Annotated in this window: 22 protein-coding genes and 1 riboswitch; of the genes, 19 read left to right on the top strand and 3 right to left on the bottom strand. The window is 53.7% G+C overall.

All coding sequences use genetic code 11. The features are described 5' to 3' along the window. Positions 1 to 167: 167 nt before the first annotated feature. The 3 genes from VMT71_00805 to VMT71_00795 all read right to left on the bottom strand — a co-directional run bounded on the left by VMT71_00805 (position 168) and on the right by VMT71_00795 (position 4,650). Entirely contained in the window at positions 168 to 1,427 is a 1,260-nt protein-coding gene (locus VMT71_00805; GenBank protein HVN22479.1) for an ABC transporter substrate-binding protein, read from the bottom strand. A 332-nt stretch (positions 1,428 to 1,759) separates the two neighbouring features. Then, a complete protein-coding gene (locus VMT71_00800) occupies positions 1,760 to 3,133 on the bottom strand; it encodes a sigma-54 dependent transcriptional regulator (GenBank protein HVN22478.1) in 1,374 nt (457 codons plus the stop codon). Beyond that, positions 3,130 to 4,650 (bottom strand): ATP-binding protein, encoded by a 1,521-nt coding sequence (locus VMT71_00795; protein ID HVN22477.1) that lies wholly within the window; start codon positions 4,648 to 4,650, stop codon positions 3,130 to 3,132. Before VMT71_00795 ends, VMT71_00800 begins: the two co-directional genes overlap by 4 nt. 110 nt (positions 4,651 to 4,760) lie before the next feature. After that, positions 4,761 to 4,955, top strand: a riboswitch (cobalamin riboswitch). Between the two features lie 127 nt (positions 4,956 to 5,082). Between VMT71_00795 and cobU the strand changes: the two genes are divergently transcribed. The 19 genes from cobU to VMT71_00700 all read left to right on the top strand — a co-directional run. Further along, the gene (gene cobU, locus VMT71_00790) at positions 5,083 to 5,610 is read left to right on the top strand and encodes a bifunctional adenosylcobinamide kinase/adenosylcobinamide-phosphate guanylyltransferase (GenBank protein ID HVN22476.1); all 528 of its coding nucleotides are present in this window, start codon (positions 5,083 to 5,085) and stop codon (positions 5,608 to 5,610) included. Positions 5,611 to 5,646: 36 nt separating this feature from the next. Next, positions 5,647 to 6,708: a nicotinate-nucleotide--dimethylbenzimidazole phosphoribosyltransferase gene (gene cobT, locus VMT71_00785; protein HVN22475.1), complete on the top strand. Its 1,062-nt coding sequence runs from the start codon at positions 5,647 to 5,649 to the stop codon at positions 6,706 to 6,708. Continuing rightward, on the top strand, positions 6,705 to 7,523 hold the full coding sequence (locus tag VMT71_00780; GenBank protein HVN22474.1) for an adenosylcobinamide-GDP ribazoletransferase: 819 nt from the start codon (positions 6,705 to 6,707) through the stop codon (positions 7,521 to 7,523). Before cobT ends, VMT71_00780 begins: the two co-directional genes overlap by 4 nt. Then, on the top strand, positions 7,499 to 8,209 hold the full coding sequence (locus tag VMT71_00775; GenBank protein ID HVN22473.1) for a histidine phosphatase family protein: 711 nt from the start codon (positions 7,499 to 7,501) through the stop codon (positions 8,207 to 8,209). Before VMT71_00780 ends, VMT71_00775 begins: the two co-directional genes overlap by 25 nt. Next, complete coding sequence (locus VMT71_00770) at positions 8,202 to 9,719, top strand: cobyric acid synthase (GenBank protein HVN22472.1); 1,518 nt, start codon at positions 8,202 to 8,204, stop codon at positions 9,717 to 9,719. The genes VMT71_00775 and VMT71_00770 overlap by 8 nt, the downstream gene beginning before the upstream one ends. After that, positions 9,716 to 10,714: an adenosylcobinamide-phosphate synthase CbiB gene (gene cbiB, locus VMT71_00765; GenBank protein HVN22471.1), complete on the top strand. Its 999-nt coding sequence runs from the start codon at positions 9,716 to 9,718 to the stop codon at positions 10,712 to 10,714. The genes VMT71_00770 and cbiB overlap by 4 nt, the downstream gene beginning before the upstream one ends. Next, the gene (cobD, locus tag VMT71_00760; GenBank protein HVN22470.1) at positions 10,714 to 11,793 is read left to right on the top strand and encodes a threonine-phosphate decarboxylase CobD; all 1,080 of its coding nucleotides are present in this window, start codon (positions 10,714 to 10,716) and stop codon (positions 11,791 to 11,793) included. Before cbiB ends, cobD begins: the two co-directional genes overlap by 1 nt. Further along, a complete protein-coding gene (locus VMT71_00755) occupies positions 11,781 to 13,145 on the top strand; it encodes a cobyrinate a,c-diamide synthase (GenBank protein HVN22469.1) in 1,365 nt (454 codons plus the stop codon). The genes cobD and VMT71_00755 overlap by 13 nt, the downstream gene beginning before the upstream one ends. A 3-nt stretch (positions 13,146 to 13,148) precedes the next feature. Further along, entirely contained in the window at positions 13,149 to 14,135 is a 987-nt protein-coding gene (locus VMT71_00750; protein ID HVN22468.1) for a precorrin-8X methylmutase, read from the top strand. Continuing rightward, positions 14,132 to 14,926: an energy-coupling factor ABC transporter permease gene (locus VMT71_00745; protein HVN22467.1), complete on the top strand. Its 795-nt coding sequence runs from the start codon at positions 14,132 to 14,134 to the stop codon at positions 14,924 to 14,926. Before VMT71_00750 ends, VMT71_00745 begins: the two co-directional genes overlap by 4 nt. Further along, positions 14,923 to 15,246 (top strand): hypothetical protein, encoded by a 324-nt coding sequence (locus VMT71_00740; protein HVN22466.1) that lies wholly within the window; start codon positions 14,923 to 14,925, stop codon positions 15,244 to 15,246. Before VMT71_00745 ends, VMT71_00740 begins: the two co-directional genes overlap by 4 nt. Next, positions 15,243 to 15,995 (top strand): cobalt ECF transporter T component CbiQ, encoded by a 753-nt coding sequence (cbiQ, locus tag VMT71_00735; protein ID HVN22465.1) that lies wholly within the window; start codon positions 15,243 to 15,245, stop codon positions 15,993 to 15,995. The genes VMT71_00740 and cbiQ overlap by 4 nt, the downstream gene beginning before the upstream one ends. Continuing rightward, on the top strand, positions 15,992 to 16,855 hold the full coding sequence (locus tag VMT71_00730) for an ATP-binding cassette domain-containing protein (GenBank protein ID HVN22464.1): 864 nt from the start codon (positions 15,992 to 15,994) through the stop codon (positions 16,853 to 16,855). Before cbiQ ends, VMT71_00730 begins: the two co-directional genes overlap by 4 nt. A gap of 4 nt (positions 16,856 to 16,859) precedes the next feature. Then, on the top strand, positions 16,860 to 17,381 hold the full coding sequence (locus VMT71_00725) for a cob(I)yrinic acid a,c-diamide adenosyltransferase (protein HVN22463.1): 522 nt from the start codon (positions 16,860 to 16,862) through the stop codon (positions 17,379 to 17,381). Then, on the top strand, positions 17,365 to 18,513 hold the full coding sequence (gene cbiD, locus VMT71_00720; GenBank protein ID HVN22462.1) for a cobalt-precorrin-5B (C(1))-methyltransferase CbiD: 1,149 nt from the start codon (positions 17,365 to 17,367) through the stop codon (positions 18,511 to 18,513). The genes VMT71_00725 and cbiD overlap by 17 nt, the downstream gene beginning before the upstream one ends. Next, positions 18,479 to 19,786: a precorrin-6y C5,15-methyltransferase (decarboxylating) subunit CbiE gene (gene cbiE / locus VMT71_00715; GenBank protein ID HVN22461.1), complete on the top strand. Its 1,308-nt coding sequence runs from the start codon at positions 18,479 to 18,481 to the stop codon at positions 19,784 to 19,786. Before cbiD ends, cbiE begins: the two co-directional genes overlap by 35 nt. Further along, a complete protein-coding gene (gene cobI, locus VMT71_00710) occupies positions 19,783 to 20,502 on the top strand; it encodes a precorrin-2 C(20)-methyltransferase (GenBank protein ID HVN22460.1) in 720 nt (239 codons plus the stop codon). The genes cbiE and cobI overlap by 4 nt, the downstream gene beginning before the upstream one ends. After that, positions 20,499 to 21,263 carry a precorrin-4 C(11)-methyltransferase gene (cobM, locus tag VMT71_00705; GenBank protein ID HVN22459.1) on the top strand — a complete coding sequence of 255 codons (765 nt, stop codon included), beginning with the start codon at positions 20,499 to 20,501 and terminating at the stop codon, positions 21,261 to 21,263. The genes cobI and cobM overlap by 4 nt, the downstream gene beginning before the upstream one ends. Further along, positions 21,247 to 21,585: hypothetical protein (locus VMT71_00700; GenBank protein HVN22458.1), on the top strand; the 339-nt coding region annotated here is incomplete at its 3' end. The genes cobM and VMT71_00700, both read left to right, overlap by 17 nt.

Genomic DNA, 21,585 nt, shown 5'->3' with positions numbered 1-21,585 from the left:
GACCAGATAGCCGCACGTCACGTAGAGCGCGCCATGCGCGAAATTGGGAAGCCTGCTGATACTATACACGAGCGTAAAGCCCAGTGCATAGAGCGAGAGGATGACACTGTTGATAATGCCGTAGACGAGAACTTCCATTCTTCCTAGTCCTCAGACGCCGGGTAATCCTACTTTGCCCACGGCGGGTAGAGTATCTTGCCGTCGGCCGCCTTAGGCGGGAATACCTGTACGCGTTTTCCTGCCTGCCACTGGATGATGGAGGTGACAGCGCCTTCTTTCGGGTCAAGTGACGGAATGATCTCGTGCGATTTTTTGTCGAATCTCATCCGACCGTAGACGCCCATGATGTCAATATCCTCGAGCCCCTTGACCACTGCGTCGCTGTCTACGCTGTTCGCTTTTTCTATGGCCGCCTTCAGCTGATACACCGCCATATAGCTGGACGAAGTGCCGTAGCCTTCGGGCTCCAGACCCCATTTCTTCTTGTAGGCATCGCAGAATTTCATTGTCCAGGGCGTGGTCTTGGAGGGCGAGTTACCTGCATTTACGAGGTTGACCAGGAGGTACTCGGTCCTTCCGCCGGAAGCTTTCCAGAACCCCGGCTGCTCCGCTGCGTTGACAAAGCCCATCGGCAGCGCCTTTGATTTCATATCGCTCCACTGCTTCAAGAGAATGGCGCTCTCAGGCATGTCCATCCAGAGAAACAGAACCTGGGAGTTCTTCTTGGCCGCATCGGTAAGGCCCACGGAGTAATCGGTTGTCCCGGTGGGATAGACCTTCATGTCTCCCACAGTCCAGCCGCGTTCTGTAAGCGTCTTCTTCATGGCCTCACCGCCGCCGCGCGCATGTGCTACGTCCTGGACCATGATGTAGGCCTGGTTGAATCCCTGGCTCTTCTTAAGGTCATCGAACAGCACTGCGAACTCGCCAATCATGACCCCGACATGGCTCGTGTTGCGGAAGCAGTACTTGTATTTCGCGTAATTGTCTTCCACTTTTTTCGTGTAGGCGGGTGTGAGCACGCCTGTGGTGACGATGCTCACTTTCTTGTATTTATTGAGAAGGTCCATGGCAGCGAGCGCTGCCTCTGATCTGACCGGACCGCCAATGAGGAAGTCGGCCTTTTTCTCTAAGATCAGTTTTTCAACGCCGAGCAGGGCTTCGCTCACTGGTACCTGCGGCTCAAGGTCGCGCGTATCAATGACCTCGACTGCAAAGGGCCTTTTTTTGCCACCAATAGCAACGCCGCCCGCTGCGTTAATTTCCTCGACCGCAAGCTTTATGCCTCGCTCAGCGTCCCATCCATAAAGGAAGGCAGTTGAGAGCGGAGCACCGATGACGATCGGTTTTTCTGCTGCATTGACCGTGAGAGTAAAACCGACGATTAAACAAAGAGACAGAAAGACGGAAACAACGCTTCTTCTCATACACACCCCCCATTGTGTGAAGCAACGTGTTTTTTCACTGGCAACAAACGTGCCAGTGTCGACCATTCCTGAACATTCAACGAGAGCCAGCAATTAACCGCGGATGGGCGAGAGGTAACGGCGTGAGTGAAAGAGATTCTACTACTCTTCATTGAAAATTTCTTTCACTTGATGAAAGCTTTCTTTCACTCCTCTTCGCCACAGAGCCCTCCGGCATACTACCTATTCATTCACGCCGCATGTATCGACAGCTTTGGCTGCGCATCCTCTCTTTCTAATTACTATGCTGCGAGGTCGATGTCAACAATTACCGGAAACCAATACTAGAGAATCTATCGATTCTGTCGCGGTCTGTCGAGTATGGCGTATTCTTTCAGCTTCTGACGCAGCGTAGGCCGTGAAATGCCGAGAACCTCGCATGCCTTTCCCAGATGGCCTCCGGTATCGTTGAGCACCTGGACGATATGCTGCCTTTCCACCGCGGCCAGGCTACGTGCTGGATCAGCGGCCGGGGCCAACTCAGGAGATTCTGTTGATTTGGTGAGCAGGGGGGTGACGAATTCTTCAAAAATAACCTCTCCATGGGTGTTGATCGCAGCCCGGGTAAGAACATTCTCCAGCTCTCTCACGTTGCCCGGCCAGTCGTAGTCCATCATTTTTCCCATGACCTTGTCCTCGACCGTCTTGATGCTCCTGCGGAGCTCCGTATTGATCTTGCGCAAGAGATAGGTGACGAGGAGCGGGATATCTTCTTTTCGTGCTCTTAAAGGAGGTATCTTTATGGTAGCGACACTGAGCCGGTAATAAAGGTCTTCCCGGAAGGCGTTCTGCTTGACCATTTGCCAGAGGTCTCTGTTTGTTGCCGCAATGACGCGGGCGTTCGAGTACAGGGCCTTCTCGCCTCCCACACGCTCGAACTCCTTCTCCTGCAAAAAGCGCAACAATTTGGACTGGAGCTCCATGGGTATTTCGCCCACTTCGTCGAGGAATATGGTTCCCTCACCCGCAAGCTCGAATTTGCCTTTCTTCCGCTGGAAAGCACCCGTAAAGGAGCCTTTCTCGTGGCCGAAGAGCTCGCTCTCCAGCAGGGTAGGAACAATGGCCGAGCAGTTTATAGCCAGGAACGGGTGGTCCTTGTAGGGGCTGTTACCATGAATCGCCTTGGCGATCAACTCTTTGCCCGTACCCGTCTCGCCTTCTATAAGAACTGTCACGCTGTTCTCAGAGAGCGCACCTATGGCCTTGAAGACCTCTTTCATGTCTTTACTGTTTCCTACGATTTTCCCTTTTTCATAGGAGGCGCCTGTCTCCGGAGAAGCCTTCCTCTCTTTCATGACACTGGTGACTTTCATGGCCCGCAAAACGGCTTTCTCCAACTCGTCGGCGTCGATCGGCTTAGTGATGTATTCCGTTGCACCGCGCTTGATAGCCGTCACCGTCGTATCCATATCATGGAAGGCGGTTATCATGATGACTCCCGTCTCCGGTGCTCTCTTTTTCAGCTCTGCAAGCAGGTCCAGGCCGTCTGCGTCAGGAAGCCTTATATCAAGAATTATCGTATCGGGTTTCAACGCTTCAGCCTTTTCCATCCCTTCAGAAGCACACGCTGCAGTTTTCACGTCATAGCCTTTTTCAGTCATGAACATGTAGAGTGATTCGAGAAGGGACACCTCGTCATCAATAATGAGAATGCTTTTTTTCTTCAAGCTGTCTCCTCTCTGGTAGGAAACGCAAGGGAGAGAACGGTACCGTTCGGCTTCCTCGGGCTTACCTCAACGCTTCCCCCGTGGGCCTCCACGATCTTCTTTACGTTTGCGAGGCCGAGGCCCGTCCCTTTCTTCTTGCTGCTAAAAAATGGATCGAAGACGTAAGGCAGGTCTTCCGATGAGATACCCGGCCCGTTGTCGCTGATCTCCACTTTCAATACTTTCTTATTCTCCCTGGGTACCTGGGCACGTATCAGGATCTTTCCGCCATTGCCCAGGGCATCGATGGAGTTGATAAGAATGTTGAAGATCGCCTGCTCCATCTTTTCCCGGTCCAAAAGCAACCTGGGAAGGCGAAGGGGATGATGCGTCTTCACCTCGATCTCCCGTTCCCTGATGCGAACGTCCATGGTCTCGAGGCAGGAATCGATGATCTCCGTGATAGATGCGCGCTGCGTGCGGAGCGTGAGCGGTTTCGCGAAGGTGAGCATCTCGTCAAGGATCCGCTCGAGCCTCGATATCTCGTTCACCACGATCTCCATGCGCCGCTTGTCGTTTCCTCTGAAATCAGTGTTCTTGAGCAGGATCTGGCTGTTCATTTTCACGGAAGAGAGCGGGTTCCTGATTTCATGGGCCAACGACGTGGTCAGCTTGCCGATATGGGCGAAACGCTCCGCCTCCCGTATGCGTGTCTCTATTTCTACCCGCTTGGTAATGTCCCTGCAGATGCCCGCCACTGCGTATTCACCCTCGTAAAGCACCCCCTTGACTTTGTTCTCGGTGGGCAGCTCATTACCGTTCTTGTGGCGTCTAAAGTAGATATAGAGATCCTTTGAATCCTCGCCCGCCACTCTTTTTTCGTAGAGCCTTTGGACCGATTTGAGCGACCTGGGCGCAATAATGTCTGTATAGGGCGTACCAAACATTTCCTCGTACGTGTAACCGTGGAGATCGCAGAAGGCTTTGTTCGCAAAGACAATGCGCCCATCCTGGTTCACAAAATAGCCGTCATTTATCTCCTCGACCAGGAGCCTGTACTTACCTTCTGATTCTGCGAGCTCCTTTGTCCTATCCTCCACCTCCCGTTGCAGACTCGAGGCGTGCGTGCGGATCTGCTCCTCATGGAGGGACTGGAAATAGTTACTGAACCTCGTGATCGTGTAGAAGAGACACTGGTTGAGCTTCTGCATGGTATCCAGTAACTCCTGACCATGTAACTCCGTAAGAAGGATGGAGACAAGGACTTCGCGATACAGTTCGTAAGCATTCTGGACCTCTGAAAGTGAGAAACCGCCTTCGAGACGAACACCGGTGATCCATCTAATGTGTTCGTCTATTAACGTGTAGTCATTATTGACGAGCACTGCATAATTGGCGTCATTTGCACGGGAAACGGTAATGAGAAGCTCATCGAGGGGCCGCTTGCTGTAACGCTCACTAACTGATTGGTGAAGTCGTCTTATCCACTCTTCGATGATTATCTTCTGATACCTCTCCAGAATCGATGCGAGGGGCATAACTCATTGTATCGTGATGGCAAATGGTTTTCAAGAAATGAAAGTTCTCAGGCTGACGCTCGCCGCTGTGTAAGCCACAGACGTTTGACACCTCGTACTTTTGGTGTTATATAAGGAACAGAAATTCAGGTGCCGTGAGGCATAATAGGGAATCCCGTGAGGGCGCTTATTACCCAAGTCGGGAGTGGTCCCGCCGCTGTAACCGGGGACGAAAGCCAAAGGAAGCCACTGAATTGCAATTCGGGAAGGCTGGCAAGTAGGAGGAACCGGGAGCCAGAAGACCTGCCTGAAGATGATCTGCCCCTTACTTGAGAAAGGGGCAGACGGTTTCCCGCGGAGGAAGAAGAGGATGAAGTAAACAGGGTGCAATCCTCAGGGCCTTTGCTCTGAGGATTTTTTGTTGTGACCAGGGCCGGAGATACGAATCAAACCATGACTGATGCACCAGGCAAGATACTTCTTGTTATCGGCGGCGCAAGAAGCGGCAAAAGCTCATTCGCTCTTGAGAAGGCCGGCACATTCTCTGGCAGGAAGGCCTATATTGCTACAGCGCAGCCGCTAGATGATGAGATGAAGGAGCGCATAGAACAACATAAAGCGCAGCGCGGCAAGGAATGGGATACGTTTGAAGAGCCGATTGAGATGGCTCGTGTGCTGAAGGGGATAGGACGTGGCTACGGCGCATGTGTGATCGACTGCCTGACGTTGTGGCTTTCGAACCTTCTCATCGGCTCGGAGAAGCTCGAAGAGGAGATTGAGTCCTTCCTCGCGTTCTTGAAAAGCGGCCGCTTTCCCACGCTCTTCATAGTGTCGAATGAAGTAGGCATGGGTATTGTCCCGGACAATGCGCTTTCCAGGAAATTCAGAGATCTTGCCGGTAACTTGAACCAGAAGGTAGCTGCGATTGCAGACGAAGTTTATCTGGTGACCGCCGGCATACCACTCTTGATAAAGCAGTAAAGGCAACAGGCATGGACCGCCCGGAAGGAGGAATTGATGGATCTGATCAGCAGCACAGCTGGTGCTGTCAAGCCCGTAACATCGGAATGGAGCACCCTGGCTCAGGCGCACCTTGACAGCCTGACAAAGCCCCTTGGCAGCCTGGGGCGGCTTGAGGAATTTGCACGGAGGATTGTTGCGATAACCGAAAGCAAAGAGCCGGTCCTTGACAAAAAAGTGGTCTTCACCTTTGCGGGCGATCACGGTGTGGTCGACGAGGGCATCTCCGCCTATCCGAAGGAAGTCACGCCGCAGATGGTCTTCAACTTCCTGCGAGGAGGTGCGGGGATAAATGTGCTCGCCCGGCATGCCGGGTCAGAAGTCGTTGTCGTTGATATCGGGGTCGATTACGAGTTTGGTGCCGTTGAAGGCCTGGTCGATAAAAAAGTGATGAAGGGGACACGCAATTTCGCGAAGGGCCCTGCAATGACGAAAGATGAAGCAAACAAAAGTATCGCAGTAGGAATTGAGCTGGCAATGTCATATGCGAAGAAAGGCTATAAACTGATCGGCACCGGCGATATGGGCATAGGGAATACAACGCCATCCAGCGCCATCGCCGCGGTGATCACCGGAAAGCCTGTCGCGCAGGTCACGGGTAGAGGAACGGGAATTTCGGATGAAACACTGGCAACAAAAATCAGGGTGATCGAAGGAGCGATCCGTCTTCACGACCCGGACCCGAAAGATGGCATTGACGTACTTTCCAAGGTGGGAGGGACCGAGATCGGCGGTATTGCAGGCCTGGTGCTGGGTGCCGCATCGCAGAGAATACCGGTTGTGATCGATGGGCTCATCTCCACTGCCGGAGCGCTTATAGCGTACACGATTCAACCTGCTGTAAAGGACTACCTGTTTGCAGCGCACAATTCCGTGGAACAGGGGCACTGGGTGATGCTCGATGCCATGGGACTTTCTCCCATTCTCGATCTGGGCTTGAGACTCGGAGAGGGTACGGGTGCGGCGCTGGCCATGCTCATGATCGAAGCCGGCCTCAAAATTTATAATGAGATGGCTACATTCGAAGAAGCGGGCGTATCGGAGAAGATCGAGGATTGAAAAAAAGGATACTTCTGGCATTTCAGTTTTGCACGATCGTGCCGCTGACGGTCGCGGGCAAGGTCACAGAAGAAGACGTTGGCGCCTCTGCAGCATTTTTCCCTCTCGTCGGCGCATTTCAGGGAATCGCTGTGGCTCTGCCCGCTTTTCTACTGGTCAAGGTCCTGCCCGTTGATATTGCCGCAGCGCTCGCCCTTGTCTGTCTTATTTTGACTAACGGCGGTTTCGATCTCGATGGTCTGGCCGATACCTTTGACGCCATCGCCGTGAAATCATCCGGCAATACGGAGCAGGACAGGATGAAGCGTCTTGCAGTCATGAGAGACAGCAGAACGGGCGCAATAGGGGTAATCGCACTCGTAATGACCCTTCTCTTGAAATTTCTTCTCATGCGCACGCTCATGACCGGATTTTACGTGCCGACAGCCTGCGCGGTCATTTTTCTGACGCCTCTTTTTTCCAAATGGATAACGGTTCCCGGCATGTATCACGGGGCCTCTGCGAGAAACGACGGACTGGGGAAGATATTCATAGAGTACGCGGCGCCTAAAACATTGTTCATTTCAATTGCCCTCCTCGCCGCGCTCTCTGTTCTCGTCTCCTCACTCGACCTTATTGGCACGAGCTTCATGAGTGGCATGGGTCTCTGCGTCATACTCTTTCTGACCGCCTATCTCTTTTGCATTCTTGCGATTCGATTCTTGTCGAGGAGATTCGGTGGCCTGACAGGCGACCACTTCGGGGCGCTCACCGAAACGTCAGAGATCTTATTCCTGCTGGCAGGATATGTATGGTTACGACACTCTACCTCGTAAGACACGGAGATGTCGAAGGCAGTGACGCAAAGCGCTACTACGGGACCATTGACATTCCCCTGTCTGAAAAAGGAGTGGAACAGGTGAAGGGAGCCTCCGTTTTTATCGCCAGGCACCTTGTCGACCATGCTGCGGCGCAACGTGCGAGTTACCTGAATGACATTAACCGGCCGGACAAGAATCGTGCAATCGCTGGAAGAGTATGGCAGGAGAAAAGTATCGCGGCAATTTATTGCTCCGATCTTCAGAGAGCAGTGCGAAGCGCTGAAATAATCGCCGCTCCGCACAGCCTGGTTCCCATAAAGCTTCCCGCGTTAAGGGAGAGAAACTTCGGTATATGGGAGGGCATGTCTTTTATCGAGATAAAGGAGAGGTACCCACGCGAGTTTGATGCATGGTCGGAAAATCCGGTCCGGTACAACCCGCCGGGCGGAGAGAATACCCTTGAGGTTAGCGCGCGGGTGGTGGCAGCGGTCGAACAGATCCTCGACGATCATGGCGGAGAGAAGATCGCGATTGTGGCCCACGGCGGTGTGAACCGCCTGATCCTGTGTCATAGCATGGGAATCCCGCTTGAAAATATTTTCAGGATAGAACAGGACTACGCCGCGGTGAGCATCGTCGAATTCTGGGACAAATATCCTGTTGTAAAACTGCTGAATGGCAACGGAGGCATTGTTGGCTAAGAGTCTCATGATCCAGGGAACAGGCTCAGGCGCGGGCAAGAGCCTGATCGCGACTGCCTTCTGCAGGATATTCCGTGACATGGGGCTCAAGGTCGCTCCATTCAAGGCGCAGAACATGGCCCTCAATTCATATGTCACGATCGAGGGCGGTGAAATAGGACGCGCTCAGGCTCTGCAGGCCGAAGCAGCCGGCGTGGACGCATCCGTGCACATGAACCCGGTCCTCTTGAAAGCATCGGGAGAGATGGGCTCGCAGGTGATCCTGCAGGGTAAGGTGCACGCCACGATGAAAGCCCGCGACTATTATGCTTTCAGAAGAGAGGCATGGGCCACGGTAAGAAAATCGTTTGCAGCGCTTTCGAAAAAGTATGACATCCTGGTCATCGAAGGCGCGGGAAGCCCGGCAGAAATAAATTTGATGGATGTGGACATTGTCAATATGGCGATGGCCAGGCACGCCAAAGCTCCGGTGATCCTCGTGGGCGACATTGACAAGGGCGGCGTCTTCGCATCGCTCTACGGCACCGTGAAGCTCCTCGGCAGGAACAGCCGGTACATAAAGGCCTTTGTCATAAACAAGTTCCGGGGAGACGTTGAGATTCTGTCGCCAGGCCTCGACATGATCCGCCAGAAGACAGGAATACCGGTCATAGGCGTTCTTCCGTTCGTCCAGGATATGGGGCTTCCCGAGGAAGATGGTATGGCGCTCTACCAGAACACGAAATATACTGCACAGTCCAGATCGGCTGCTGTGAGGATTGTCGTGGTACGACTCAAGTTTATCTCCAATTTCACCGATTTCGATCCTTTCTATCACGAGCCGGACGTGGATCTCCTCTTCTCCGCCAACCCGACCGATATCGAGAACGCTGATATGGTGATCATCCCGGGCACCAAAAACACGGTCAAAGACCTTATGCTTATGAAGGAGAATGGGCTTGATGCCAGCATAAAGAACGCCTGCATGCGGGGCGCTGCCGTCATGGGGATGTGTGGCGGATATCAGATGCTCGGTAAGAAAATATATGATCCGGAAGGAGTTGAGAGCCCATACCGCGAGGTCGATGGACTGGGCCTTCTCGATATCGAGACCACGTTCGGCCCGGGGAAAAGGACGTGCCGCGTCGAGGCGGTTGAGACGAGCGCTGCATTGCCGCAAGAAGAGGCCCACTTCCTGACGGGATACGAAATACACATGGGCGACAGCCACGGCGACATAGGCCTGTTCCGCGTAAGAAGAATCACTTCAGCAGGGAAGGGCCGGGAGAACAGATATGTTCTGGACGGTTCCCGGAAGGGTAATTGCTGGGGTACGTACCTCCATGGTATTTTCGACAACGATTCCTTCAGGAGAAAGGTGATCGACGGGCTGAGAATGGACAAGGGTATGCCGCCCTCTGCTTCGTGCTCTCACTACGCAGCGATCAAGGAAAAGGCGATCGATGACCTGGCGCACATGGTAATGACAAACATGAACATGACGTTCGTAAAGGAGCTATGCGCACTGTGACAGCGGCACGAATACTGGTATTCGCCTTCTTTCTGGATCTCGTCATGGGGGATCCCCGGTGGCTCCCGCACCCGGTGAGGATCATGGGGCGCGCTATTGAAGGTGGCGAGCGCTTCCTCCGGAGACGCTACAGGACGCCTGACGAAGAGCGGAGGGCGGGTATACTGCTCGTGATCATGATTCTCGTGCCCGTCTTTTTTGTGACCGTCGGGATTCAAGCCGGCATTCTCTATATCTCGCGTACTGTGTCGACTCTCGTGGGGGCCGTCTTCTTTGTCTTCCTTGTTTCAACAACCATCGCGGTCCGAGGCCTGATATCATCCGCACGGCTCGTCATGAAATCGGTGAGAGAGGGGAGCCTGGTCGAGGCAAGACAAGAGCTCAGCATGATCGTGGGACGGGATACTGATAAGCTTTCGGAGAAGGAAATCCTCAGGGCCGTGATGGAAACAGTAGCGGAAAACTTATCCGATGGGGTCGTCGCACCTGTCTTTTATTTTGTTTTGGGAGGCTTGCCTCTGGCAATGACATACAAGGCGGTGAACACACTCGACTCGATGGTGGGATACAAAAACCTGACGTACATTAATTTCGGCAGGGCAGCAGCGCGGCTCGATGACGCGGCGAACTACGTACCAGCGAGAATCACCGGAATGCTTATCGTATTTTCCGTTGTCGTCGTCGGGCTCTTCAGGAGAAGTAAGCGCACGCTCCGGGCGGCAGGGCGCTCATTGACTATCATGCGGCGGGACGGCAGAAATCATACCAGCCCGAACAGCGGAGTGCCGGAAGCTGCAATGGCAGGGGCTCTCGGCATACGCATGGGCGGTCCGTCCACGTATGGCGGCACGCTGGTTGAAAAACCGTACATCGGTGAAAACGAAGAGGAGGATTATCTGTCCGCATCGTGCGATGCCTTAGCGTTGGCCTATGCGACATCTGCTTCCGCGGTGGGATTCGCCGCAATCTTCCTGTCCTTGAAGGGTGGCTTCTGATGACGGAGTGCCACGGCGGTAACATCTATCTGCATGCAGAACGCCTCGGCATCGATGAGAGCGCCATACTGGACTTCAGCGCTTCGATCAACCCGCTTGGTGTCCCGGAAAGCGTCTGTTCGGCTATGCAGGAGAACATGAAATGTCTCTTCAACTATCCCGACCCGGAATCGCGGAGGTTCCGGCAGAAGATTGCGGAAAGCGAGGAGATAGATCCCGAATCGATCCTGTGCGGTAACGGCAGTACCGAGCTCATCTATCTTGTGGTCAGGGCACTCAAACCGAGGAGAGTTCTTATACCTGCACCTACATTTTCGGAATATGAGATTGCCTCCAGCAGGAATGCGGGAGCCGACGTTGTCTATCACACGCTGAAAGAAGAAGACTCTTTCGACATGCAGCTTAAAGATTTCGTCGAAGCAATGGCCGGAAGAAATGGTCTCGGCGCACCCTGCGACATGGCATTTCTCTGCAACCCGAATAACCCGACAGGCAGGCTGGTCACGAGAACGGATATGCTGAAGATCGCCGAACAGGCTGCCCGTAACCGGTGTATACTTGTGGTGGACGAGGCATTTATCGATTTCTGTCCGGGCGCTTCAATCGTCCGTGAGGTATGCAATAACCCTTCGCTTATTGTTTTGAGATCTCTGACCAAATTCTATGCACTCTCAGGGCTGAGGGTCGGCTATGCGGTTCTTCATCCCTCGATGGTAGAGACCGTAAGAGCGGATAAGGAACCCTGGACAGTCAATACACTTGCTCAGATAGCAGGAACAGTTGCGCTGGGTGATAGAGCGTATAAGAGAGAGACTTTCGAAGTGATCAGAAGGGAGAAACAGCGGCTCGAGACAGGTTTTACGCGTCTCGCCATTTCCTGTCTTCCGTCCGCTGCCAATTATTTTTTACTCCGAACGAAAAAGGCGCAAGAACTGGCGACGCACCTGTGCACGAAGGGGATACTCATCAGAGATTGTTCCAATTTCCGGGGTCTTGATGACAGCTATTTGAGAGTTGCGGTGAAATCGGAGGCAGATAATACCCGGCTTCTTGAGGAGATTGCTTCATGCGGTCCATGATAGTAGCAGGGACGCACAGCGGGTGCGGCAAGACAACCGTAACGCTGGGCCTGCTCGCTGCGCTCAAAAAAAAGGGGCTTGTCGTTCAACCGTTCAAGACGGGACCGGATTTCATTGACACAGGATTGCACAGGATGATTACCGGCAGGCCGTCGCGGAACCTGGATCTCTGGATGTGTGGAGAAGAATACGTGAAAGACTGTTTCTCCAGGAATTCGGCGGATAGCGACATGGCAGTGGCGGAAGGGGTTATGGGACTATGCGACGGTCTCTTCAGTACCGCTTCTCTGGCTGCCAGTCTTAAAGTTCCGGTTGTGCTCGTGGTTGACGGGTACGGTATGGCTGAAACAGCATCCGTTCTCGTACGGGGCTTCTCAGACTTTGCCGCCGAAAAGGGGATCAACCTGGCAGGCGTTATCTTCAACCGGGTGGCTTCCGAGAATCATTACCAGCGCCTTTGTGCCGATCTTCGCTCCATTGCACCGTTGGGCTATCTGCCGCGGGATCTCAAGTTCGAAATACCGCATCGCCATCTCGGGCTGACCATCGCGGAGGAGAGCCCTCTGGAAAGCGACAACATCGAACGGCTTGCTGACGCGACTCTGCGCTTCATCGATGTGGACGCACTCATTGAGATAGCCGGGCGCCAAGACGAGAGGGGAGAACGAGACGGCGCTCATAGTATTGTTTCTCAGCGTCCCGACGCTCCTGCGATAGCGGTCGCTTTTGACAAGGCTTTCAATTTTTATTACGAAGACAACCTCGACCTCCTGAAAAAAGCAGGAGCCCGGATAATCACATTCAGTCCTCTCCTCGATAGCGCGTTGCCAGAAGAGGCGAGGGCGCTGTACATAGGCGGCGGGTACCCTGAAGTCTCGGCAGAGGCGCTGTCGAAGAATACGTCAATGCGCAATGCTGTCAGGGACTGGGTAATTTCAGGCAAGCCGGTCTACGCGGAGTGCGGAGGTCTCATGTTTCTTTCGAAAGGTATTTACGATTTCGAGGGAAGATTCTTTGCCATGGCCGGGGCCCTCCCGTTTGAAACGCGCATGAGAAGCGGAAGATCAAACCTCGGCTACCGGGAGATTGCACTGAAAGAGGATTGTATTGTCGGAAAGAAGGGTGAGCGGCTGCGGGGTCACGAGTTTCACTACTCGGAGATAGCCGGAGAGCCTGACCGGATCGAGGGATTATCCAGAATTTACGCGGTGGAGAACGGTTCGAGGAAGGGACTACCAGACGAAGGCTATGTGTACAAAGGAATGCTTGCAAGCTACGTCCACGTTCATTTCGGCAGCAACCTGAGTATCGCTCGCCAGTTCGTCAATTACGCACAGGAGAAGCTGGATTAACCTATGGAGACTATCATAGTTGTGGGGCACGGCAGCCCCAAAAAAGAGGCGAACAACGTAAATATCATTGGCAGGCTTCTCCACGATGCGATCCATCCCGGCTGCAACGGCGCATGCGTGAAGGTTGCTTACCTGCAGTTTGCAGAGCCGGATATCATGGGTACGATCAAAGCGTGCGTCGCAGAAGGGGCAACAAGGATCATTGTACATCCCTTTTTTCTCAGCTCGGGCATGCACGTGACCAAAGATATCCCGGAGATGATTGAACAGGCGAGAAGCCAGTATCCTACGGTGGAATTCGTCTACACTGAACCACTGGGCACTCACGATAAACTTGTGCAGATCATGATCGATCGGATCAGCGAAGTAAGATTCGCAACGCCGGACGACATAGAAACGAGAAGCTTTGAAATAATCGGCGAGGAACTGGAGGCAGGCGAGGTTCCGGACGAGCAGGCGCCTATTGTGAAACGGGTGATACATTCGACAGCCGATTTCGAACTGGCAAAAACACTTGTTTTCTCGCCTGATGCGGTGAAGACAGGCCTGGAAGCGATACGGGGAGGCAAAAACATTCTCACCGATATAGAAATGGTGAAAACCGGGATCAACAAACGGCTGCTGGCCCGGTGGGGAGGGAAGGTGATCTGCGGCATCGATGATGAAGAGGTCGTCAAGATTTCACGGCAGACCGGAAAGACCCGGGCATCAGTGGCCCTGGAGAAGGCCCTGAGCGATGCTGTCGGCATCATCGTAATCGGAAACGCCCCGACAGCCCTTTTGAAAGCAATTGAAATTCTGGCAGGTGCGCCTGCTGAAGGCACCAGTCCACTAGTCATCGGAGTTCCCGTCGGCTTCGTCAAGGCGCTCGAATCGAAGGTGCTCCTGTCAGCACAGAAATTTCCTTTCATAACGAACCTGAGCAGAAAGGGTGGAACCCCGGTCGCGGTCGCCATTGTTAACGCGCTGTTAAAGATGGCAGGAGAATGATGGAACGGCACACGGCACACGGCGCAAGGTTCAGAGCGAAACCCGGGAAAGCTTTTGCGGTCTTACTGCTTACGGCTCACTGCTCACTATTCGCTGCATCTGACGCTCACGCCATGCACATCTCGGAGGGGATACTTCCGGTGGGATGGGTCCTGTTCTGGTTCGCCGTTGCGGGGCCGTTCATCGCGTACGGATTATACAGGCTCAAAGGCCGTTCGGCTGCTGATCTTTCCTTCAAACCGCTGGTAGGCCTCATGGCCGCTGTCGTCTTCATTATTTCATGCATGCCTGTGCCGGTAATTACAGCCGGGACATGCTCTCATCCCTGCGGCACGGGCATGTCGGGCGTGCTCCTCGGGCCGGCGATAAGCGTGCTTGTTGCATCTGTCGCGCTCCTGATACAGGCGCTCTTCCTCTCGCACGGCGGGGTTACGACACTGGGTGCCAACATCGTCTCCATGGGCATCGTAGGATCCTACACCGGTTACATCGTATTCAGGACGCTGAGAGGCTTACGCGTCACTATCGGGGTAGCAGCCTTCGTTGCGGGATTACTCGCCGACTGGGCCACCTACCTGATGACATCCATAGAACTGGCTGAAGGCATACGAGGGAACGCACCGTTCTTGCCTCTTTTCTGGAAGCTCCTTGTTGCTTTTGTTCCGACGCAGCTTCCGATCGGCATTCTGGAAGGAGCTATGACCGCAGGGATGCTGGTTCTCCTTCACAAAAAAAGGCCGGACCTCCTGGTCAGGCTCTGCATAATCAAGAGCGGGGAGACGTGCGCGTGAGAGAGGGCAGCGAGAGTGCGGGCCGTTGTGTTGAAAAATTGCTCAAGGCGCTCCTTATCATTCTTTGCTTTTCTGTCGTATGGGCCTTCCTGTGCGGGAATGCGTTTGCTTCCGGGAAATGGGAGGGCGTAGATGAATCCGTCGTAGAACGCGTGGCGAAAGAGCACGGGAGGGAAGCCTCAAAGCCTTTTATCAATACCGATCAGGGCGATCTTCTCCTCTTTGTTTTTCTGTTGGCAGGCGCTGCGGGCGGGTTTGCAGCCGGGTATTACTGGCGGGTGCTGACTGAACGCAAATCCGGCAGAGTGGGCGATCCATGAATCTTTTGCCCGAGCGGTTCAACAAAGAGCAGATTCTCTTCGGATGCGATGCACGCCTGAAGCTCATTCTTGCGGCCATGCTGCTCATGATGGTCCTCACGCACGACGGGTTTTTCTTTCCGCTGGCAGTTGCAGCTTCCGGCCTTCTTCTCTGTGCGAGAATGGGAGTGCCCTCCAGGATCCTCCTTGTGAGATTCTCGGAGCCGGCATTCATAGCCCTCGTTCTCATTGTCCTAAAGAGCTTCTGCACCGGGGGAATCCCGTTTGTCGCCTTCTCTCTCTTGGGACTGAAGATAACGATGTATGCTGACGGGCTGAGAGAAGGTCTGATGATCGCATCGAGAATAATCGGCTCGGTCACCGTTATTGCCGTTCTCAGTTTTTCCACCCCCTTCACCGGCATAATCTCGGCATTATCATGGTTCAGGGTGCCCAAAGGGCTGATAGAGATATCGATCTTTGCTTACCGGTATATATTCATGCTCTTTGAGGAGGCAACGGTCATCTACAATGCACAGAAGAACAGGCTCGGTTATTCCAATCTCAGGCGGGGCTTGAGCTCTTTCGGTATTCTTGCGGGTTCTTTAACCCTAAAATCCCTCGAGCATAGTCAGAATACGGCTCTCGCCATGAGGCAGAGGGGTTACGACGGCACTGTGCCGCTCGCGAGGCACAAGTCGTTCAAGCCTTTGGAAGTTGCTGTATCAGCATTGCTCATCATACTCATGGGACTTTTGTGGATTCTATGATCAGACTCGCCGTTCATGTCGAATCTTTCAGTTACCCGGACGGGACGCAGGCGATGCGTGAAATACGCCTTGATGTGAAAAAGCAGGAGTTCGCGGGGATATTGGGATCGAACGGCTCGGGCAAGACCACGCTCCTCAAGATCATTGACGGATTGATGAAGGATTTCAAAGGGACCGTGCTTCTCGACAGCATGGACATACGTAAACTCTCGCCGAAAGAGATATACCGGAAGGTAGGCCTCGTTTTTCAGAATCCTGATGAGCAGCTCTTTGCACCGACCGTGTTCGAGGACGTCTCTTTCGGCCCATTAAATATGGGCTTCGGCGAGGAAGAAGTGTCGACCAGGGTGGATAAGGCGCTAGCCGACGTAGATATGGACGGCTCCGGCGGAAAGTCGATCCATGCCTTGAGCTTCGGGCAGAAGAAAAGAGTCTGTATTGCAGGGCTGCTCGCCATGGGGCATGAGATACTCCTCCTCGACGAGCCTACTGCAGGTCTCGACCCCATGGGTGAATACCGGATGATGAATCTCCTCCGGAGATTGAATCACCAAAATGGAGTAACGATCCTCATGGCGACGCACAGCGTCGACCTTGTGCCTCTCTTTCTCGACAGACTTTACATACTCAGCAAAGGGCGCATTATCCGGGGGGGAGCGCCTGAAGAAGTTTTCACCGCCCCTGAGGAAATGTCCTCGGTCAAACTACGCCTGCCCCAAATTGCCGAGCTGATTTACCGGTTGAAACATGAGGATAAGATGGACTTCAACAAAGTTCCTCTTACGATCGGCGAGGCACGTCGCGAGATCCTGCGGGCAGCGGGCAACAGAGACTCTTCGTTCTTCCGGGGGAAGGCTTGAAGCCATGAGAAAAGGCTATATACAGGTCTACTGCGGAAATGGAAAAGGCAAGACCACTGCGGCGCTCGGGCTTGCGTTAAGGGCGGCCGGCGCAAACCTGAGAGTCTTCATTCTTCAATTTATCAAGAAGCGCACGTGCAGCGAGCACAAGATCCTTCTTGAACGCCTTGCCGATCGCATAACTATAAAGCAGTATGGCAGGGGCCTGATCCTGAAACGGAAGCCCACGAAATCGGATGTGGCGGTTGCTCAGCAAAGCCTTGTCGACATCAGGACCATAATGGAATCTGATCAATACGATGTGTTGATTCTGGATGAAGCCAATGTCGCAGTCCGTTATAATCTTATCAGTAGCACCGATCTCCTCCGGATAATGCAGCTCAAACCGGAACGGATGGAATTGGTTATCACCGGGAGATACGCGGAACGGGCCGTGATTGCCGGAGCAGACCTCGTCACGGAGATGAAAGAGATCAAGCACTATGGAACGAAGGGGGTGAGGGCTCGGCGTGGCATCGAGTGGTAAAAAGCTGCGGTCAGGCTATACCACCGGCGCGTGCGCGGCTGCAGCAGCAAAAGCAGCGACGTTGCTCTTACTTCAGGGACAAGGGTTTGATAGGCACAGTCTGGAGGTCGAAATTCCTTTTCCTGATGGGAACAGGGTTCAATTCCTTGCCCGGCTCATCGGGATTAGCGGTAAGGGTATGGAGCGCGTTGCTTCCGCGAGCGTCATTAAGGACGCAGGAGACGATCCTGACGTGACCAACGGTGCTGAGATCCACGCTTCAGCGAGAGTCGTCGCAAAGGACGAAGGTGCCGGAGAAATCGTTTCCATAAAGGGCGGGGCAGGTGTGGGTATCGTGACCAAACCGGGTCTTTCGGTGGCGGTGGGGGAAGCAGCGATTACAAGGGTACCACGGAGCATGATCAGGGAGGCAGTCCACGAAGCGCTCAGCGAGTTTGGTGGCAAGGCCGATGATACCAGCGTGGAGATCACGATCTCTGTACCCGGCGGCAAAGAACTGGCTAAAAAAACGCTCAATGCGCGTCTCGGCATCGAAGGCGGTATATCGATACTCGGAACATCAGGAATCGTCCGGCCTTTATCTGCCGATGCATGGACATCCACGATCACAACGTCCATGGAGGTTGCAAAAGCACTGGGAATCCCGGAGGTCGTCCTGTCTGTGGGCCGGGTGTCCGAGAAAGCCCACATGAACAAATATGGGCTGGCTGAAGAAGCCTATGTGATGATGGGCGATCATGTTGAGTTTTCGCTCGCAGAGGCTGCGAAACACGGATTTGAGAAGATTCACCTCAGCGCGCAGTGGGCGAAGATGCTGAAGATATCCATGTCAACACCGCACACCCACGTGGCGCATGGGGCCATGGACGCACAGAAAGCCGTGGCGCACCTTAACCGGATAGGCATCCCTGTTCCGGAAGAGCGTACGTTCAATACGGCCAGAGAAATCTATAACTGCATCGTCTCGAATAACGAGGCATACCATCCGGCGCTTCGCGCCGTCTGCGCTGCGGCGAAGAGGTATGCTCAATCGATGGTGGGCACGATTCCGGTAATTGCTCACCTCGTATCCTATGAAGGAGTGATACTGACAGACAGTGAAGAAACTGTACGTAATAGGCATCGGCTATAAGCCTCCTGACGAACGCTCCCGAAAGATTCTTCTCGCCGCGGACAGTATCGTTGCATCCGCCAGGCTTTTTGAAGTCTTCAAAGAGCACGAGCTCTTCCCTGCCCTGAAGGAGAAGGTACGCGTCATCAGAAGAGTTGGCGATACCATGCAGTTTATCCGCGACAACATCGACAAGTACGCAGTCGTGCTCCTCGGCTCGGGAGATCCCATGTTCTACGGCATCGGCAGGCAGGTTCTCTCTGAATTCGGCTTTATGCGCGTGGAGATTATTCCCGATTTATCGAGCATCCAGGTGGCTTTCTCGAGGATTAAAGAGACATGGGATGACGCATTCCTGATGAGCCTTCATGGCAACATCGATCCGGAACGAAAAAATAAGCTCCCTTATCAGATAAACGATGTGCCGTCGCTGCTTCTGCAATACGGAAAACTTGCCATACTGACCGACAAGAAAAATAATCCGGCCGAGATAGCACGCCATCTTATGAATGCCCCTTATTCTGCTTCGGCGAGAATGTTTGTCTGTGAGCGGCTCGGCTATCCGGGCAAAGAGAGGATAGTGAAAGGAACGCCGCAGAAGATTGTCGGACAAGTCTTTTCTGACCCGAATGTGGTCATTCTTATCGCAAACCGAAAGGAGAAACAAGAGCAGGCTTCGCGAGAAGAGGTGGGAACAGCTCATACAAAGGAGCAGGCTCACGGAGTGCCCTGCTTCGGCCTTACCGAAAGCGAAATCGAGCACTCAAGGGGGCTTATCACAAAGGACGAGGTGCGAGCAGTCGCGATCCACAAGCTGAGGCTGCCGGCAGGCGGCACGCTGTGGGATATAGGCTCGGGCTCGGGCTCCATCTCGATCGAGGCTGCCAGGCTCAGTCATCGACTGGCAGTATACGCCATCGAAAAAGATGCGGAACAGATCGCTCATTTAGAAAAGAACAAAACGCGCTTCGACTGCAGGAACATTACTATTGTAGAGGGAGGCGCCCCAGGGGTATTGAAAGCATTACCGTCCCCTGACCGGGCATTTATCGGCGGGAGTGGCGGCCAACTTAGCGGCATTGTGTCTTATCTTGCCAGGCGGATGGCGAAGGGGATTGTTGTCATAAATGCGGTGACGCTGAAGACCTTGAATCAGGGTATTGCATTGCTGGAAAAAAGAGGCTTCGCCGTTTCGGTCTCTCAGGTTTCAGTTTCCAGGACGTCCACGTTGCACGGACAGAAACAATTAAACGCGCTCAACCAGATCTTCATCATAAGCGGGGAGAGGAAGTGAAAACGGGAAAGCTCTATGTGGTGGGTGTGGGACCCGGAGACCCTGAACTGCTTACCCTGAAAGGCGCGCGGCTTCTCCGCGAGGCTCAATGCATCTGCGTCCCGAAAGGGAAGGAAGAAGGGAGCAGCCTCGCTCTCTCAATAATAAACAAGGTCGTGAACCTTGACGGAAAAGAGATCATCGAGGCTTACTTCCCAATGAGGAAGACCAGGAATCCCGATCTCACACATGAACTCGATCCAAGGTGGGCTGAGAGCGTAAAAAGGATCTCGGACAGGCTTGAACACGGCGTGGATGTGGTCTTCATTACGCTAGGAGACCCGACTATCTACAGCACATTCTTCTACCTGCACGATAAACTGCTCGAATGGAATCGCCAGCTCAACATAGAGATCATTCCCTGCGTTTCATCGATCAACGCAGCTGCTGCAAGGACGTGCACCTCTCTGGCGCTCGGCGATCAAACGATAGCGTTACTCCCTGCAACGTATGCTGAGAATCTAAAAGAAACGATCGAGAAGTTCGACACGGTGGTATTGCTGAAGGTGCACCGCGTTTTCCGGAAGGTCATCGCCACGCTCAATGAGATGCACCTGACGGAAAGGACGATCTTTGTCTCGAGAGCGGGCATGCAAGATGAGCGGATCGTGAGAGATGTCAGGACATTGCAAGAAGAGGACATGGACTACTTTTCCTTGATGATCGTAAGAAAATGAAACGAGAGCCAATAGTCCATTTTGTGGGTGCCGGGCCCGGAGACCCGGAGTTGATTACGGTAAAGGGAAGACGGCTTCTCGACGAAGCAGGCACAGTCATTTACGCGGGAAGCCTTGTCAATCCTGCGCTGCTGGCCGGGCTCACCGCGGAGGTTTTTGATTCGGCAAGCATGACACTCGATGAGATAATCGACGTCATGAACAGGGCCGTACAAAAGGGCCATAGCGTGGTGAGGCTCCATACCGGGGACACATCCTTCTACAGTGCTATATCGGAGCAGATTGAGAGACTCAAGGCTCTGCGCATAGCATACGAAGTTGTCCCAGGCGTCTCCTCAGGGGTAGCCGGTGCTGCGGCGCTGGGTCAGGAGCTCACGATCCCGGAGTTAAGCCAGACGGTTATTTTCACCCGAATCGAAGGGAGAACACCCGTGCCTAAGGGCGAGAAGCTGAGTGCGCTCGCGAAGCACGGCGCAACCATGGTCATCTTCCTGAGTGTCGGCATGATCGAGAAAGTGCGGGACGAACTTCTCCAGGGCTACGATGCAGAGACTCCTTTTGTGGTCATAGAAAAGGCCTCGTGGCCGGGGCAGAGGCTTGTAAGAGGGGTTCTTAAGGACATCGCCGAAACGGTAAAGGACTCGGGAATAAAAAAGACGGCGCTGATCTATGTTGGAGAATCACTGAGGGCATCCGAGGTTTCTCTCGGGAAGGAATCGAAGCTCTACCATAAGGATTTCAAGCATGGGCACCGGAAATAGCGCCGTAGTCTTCTATGTGACTCATCAGGGATCTACGCTCGCACACAGACTATGCGCTCTCTATCCAAGCCTGAAAGTTTCTAAGTTCACGAAGCGCGCCGTGGAGAGCGCGTGGCATGAACGAAGACTCCTCATCTTTGTTATGGCCACGGGCATTGTCGTGAGAACGCTCGCGCCGCTGCTCGGGAATAAAAAGTCCGATCCAGCTGTCGTGGTGCTTGATGACAGAGGATCGTTTGTGATCAGTCTTTTGAGCGGACATCTCGGCGGTGCAAATCAGAGAGCGCAGGAGATTGCAAATTTCATAGGGGGCAGGGCCGTG

Source organism: Syntrophorhabdales bacterium (assembly GCA_035541455.1).
Lineage (GTDB): Bacteria > Desulfobacterota > Syntrophorhabdia > Syntrophorhabdales > WCHB1-27 > JADGQN01.
This window is presented reverse-complemented; position numbering and strand designations above follow the sequence as displayed.

What these genes read in the sequence shown, in the direction of transcription:
- cobD (HVN22470.1), top strand. Translation starts at nt 10,714, where the DNA reads ATGACGGAGTGCCACGGCGGTAACATCTATCTGCATGCAGAACGCCTC.
- VMT71_00755 (HVN22469.1), top strand. Translation starts at nt 11,781, where the DNA reads ATGCGGTCCATGATAGTAGCAGGGACGCACAGCGGGTGCGGCAAGACA.
- VMT71_00750 (HVN22468.1), top strand. Translation starts at nt 13,149, where the DNA reads ATGGAGACTATCATAGTTGTGGGGCACGGCAGCCCCAAAAAAGAGGCG.
- VMT71_00745 (HVN22467.1), top strand. Translation starts at nt 14,132, where the DNA reads ATGATGGAACGGCACACGGCACACGGCGCAAGGTTCAGAGCGAAACCC.
- cobT (HVN22475.1), top strand. Translation starts at nt 5,647, where the DNA reads ATGGATCTGATCAGCAGCACAGCTGGTGCTGTCAAGCCCGTAACATCG.
- VMT71_00775 (HVN22473.1), top strand. Translation starts at nt 7,499, where the DNA reads ATGGTTACGACACTCTACCTCGTAAGACACGGAGATGTCGAAGGCAGT.
- cobM (HVN22459.1), top strand. Translation starts at nt 20,499, where the DNA reads ATGAAACGAGAGCCAATAGTCCATTTTGTGGGTGCCGGGCCCGGAGAC.
- VMT71_00805 (HVN22479.1), bottom strand. Translation starts at nt 1,427, where the DNA reads ATGAGAAGAAGCGTTGTTTCCGTCTTTCTGTCTCTTTGTTTAATCGTC.
- cbiQ (HVN22465.1), top strand. Translation starts at nt 15,243, where the DNA reads ATGAATCTTTTGCCCGAGCGGTTCAACAAAGAGCAGATTCTCTTCGGA.
- VMT71_00730 (HVN22464.1), top strand. Translation starts at nt 15,992, where the DNA reads ATGATCAGACTCGCCGTTCATGTCGAATCTTTCAGTTACCCGGACGGG.
- cobU (HVN22476.1), top strand. Translation starts at nt 5,083, where the DNA reads ATGACTGATGCACCAGGCAAGATACTTCTTGTTATCGGCGGCGCAAGA.
- VMT71_00725 (HVN22463.1), top strand. Translation starts at nt 16,860, where the DNA reads ATGAGAAAAGGCTATATACAGGTCTACTGCGGAAATGGAAAAGGCAAG.
- VMT71_00795 (HVN22477.1), bottom strand. Translation starts at nt 4,650, where the DNA reads ATGCCCCTCGCATCGATTCTGGAGAGGTATCAGAAGATAATCATCGAA.